At 45.7% G+C, this 1,843-nt stretch carries 2 protein-coding genes; both read right to left on the bottom strand.

The genetic code is table 11. The features are described 5' to 3' along the window. Window positions 1–242: OadG family transporter subunit (locus GT748_RS15000; RefSeq protein WP_155164316.1), on the bottom strand; the 242-nt coding region annotated here is incomplete at its 3' end. A 52-nt stretch (window positions 243–294) separates the two neighbouring features. Beyond that, the gene (gene mmdA / locus GT748_RS14995) at window positions 295–1,821 is read right to left on the bottom strand and encodes a methylmalonyl-CoA decarboxylase subunit alpha (RefSeq protein ID WP_021718266.1); all 1,527 of its coding nucleotides are present in this window, start codon (window positions 1,819–1,821) and stop codon (window positions 295–297) included. Window positions 1,822–1,843: the final 22 nt, after the last annotated feature.

Genomic DNA, 1,843 nt, shown 5'->3' with positions numbered 1-1,843 from the left:
CCAAGAGCAGCTACAGCTGCTGCAATAACAGCAATTACTTCACTGTCATCCTGCACAGGAGCTGCAACAGCAGCAGGTGCTGCGGCAGGTGCCGATGCTGCTACTGGTTTCTCAGTTTTTTTTTGCGTTGGATCTACCAATTGGATGATTTTCATCAAAACACCCAAGGCTGCCAATACGCCAAAAACTATGGTCATATTGATGATAGAAATCAACCAAGGATTAGTAGTTACAGGACCCATTATTTCACCTCATTCTTCTTAATTAATTAAGCACTATACTGCAAGCTGCAAATTACAAAGGAATATTGCCATGGCGTTTTGCCGGGCGAGTTTCACGTTTGGACTGCAACATTTGCAAAGCGTTGATGATGGTGGGACGGGTGTTTTTCGGCTCGATTACGATGTCTACCATGCCGCGCATTGCTGCTTGGTACGGAGTTGCAAAGTTATCGATATATTCTTCCGTTTTTGCTTTTACATCAGGATCATTTTTGAAGATGATGTTAGCTGCACCTGCAGGTCCCATTACTGCGATTTCTGCAGTCGGCCATGCAATTACTTGGTCTGCGCCCAAATCTTGGGAACACATTGCCAGGTAGGAACCACCGTATGCTTTACGGGTTACTACAGTAATTTTAGGTACAGTTGCTTCGGAATATGCATACAGCATTTTTGCGCCGTGACGGATAATACCGCCGTATTCTTGGTTACAGCCAGGCAGGAAGCCAGGTACGTCTACCAAGTTCAGCAAAGGAATGTTGAAAGCATCGCAGAAGCGAATAAAACGAGAGGATTTGTCGGATGCGTTGATATCCAGGCAGCCAGCCATTACTTTAGGTTGGTTTGCAATGATACCTACGGTTTGACCATCCATACGTGCAAAGCAAGTGATAATATTGGTTGCCCAATATTGTTGGGATTCATAGAATTCACCGTTGTCTACGATGGATTTGATTACGTCTTTCATATCATATGCTTGGTTGGAGTTATCCGGAAGCAATGTATTCAAGGAGTCATCAATACGCATCGGGTCGTCACCGGTTTCTACGATAGGAGCGCATTCCATGTTGTTGGAAGGCAGGAAGCTCAGCAGGTAACGGATCTGTTGCAAGCAGTCTTCGTCGTTTTCTGCAGCAAAATGTGCAACGCCGGAAGTGCTGTTGTGGGTCATAGCGCCACCCAGTTGTTCTTGGGTTACGTCTTCACCAGTAACAGATTTTACTACTGCGGGGCCGGTAATGAACATTTTAGAAGTGTTCTTTACCATGTAAATGAAGTCAGTCAGTGCCGGGCTGTATACAGCGCCGCCAGCAGAAGGACCCATGATAGCGGAGATCTGAGGAACTACGCCGGATGCAATAGTGTTTTCAAAGAAGATTTTTCCGTAACCAGCCAAAGCGTCAATTGCTTCTTGGATACGAGCACCGCCGGAATCGTTCAGGCCAACAAGCGGAGCACCCATTTTCAGGGACAGGCGTTGTACTTTTACGATTTTAGCAGCATGCATTTCGCCTAAAGAACCACCTTCTACAGTGAAATCTTGTGCGAATACATAAACCAGACGGCCATCGATGGTGCCGTAACCAGTAGTTACACCTTCGCCAGGAAGTTCTTTCTTCTCTTGGCCGAAGTTTGTGCAACGATGTTTTACGAAACGATCCAATTCAACAAAGGATCCTTCGTCGAGGAGTGCAGCAATTCTTTCACGTGCAGTCATTTTGCCGGCTTCGTGTTGTTTTGCAACGCGTTTTTCGCCGCCTGCAGCCAGAATTACTTCGGACTTTTTGAGCATTTTCTCAATTTTTGCTTGAGTAGACAAATCTTACACCTCCATCATTATT

This window comes from Bittarella massiliensis (ex Durand et al. 2017), assembly GCF_009876955.1.
GTDB classification, from domain to species: domain Bacteria; phylum Bacillota; class Clostridia; order Oscillospirales; family Ruminococcaceae; genus Bittarella; species Bittarella massiliensis.
Note: the sequence above shows the minus strand (reverse complement) of the source record. Positions and strands in the feature narration are given on the sequence as shown.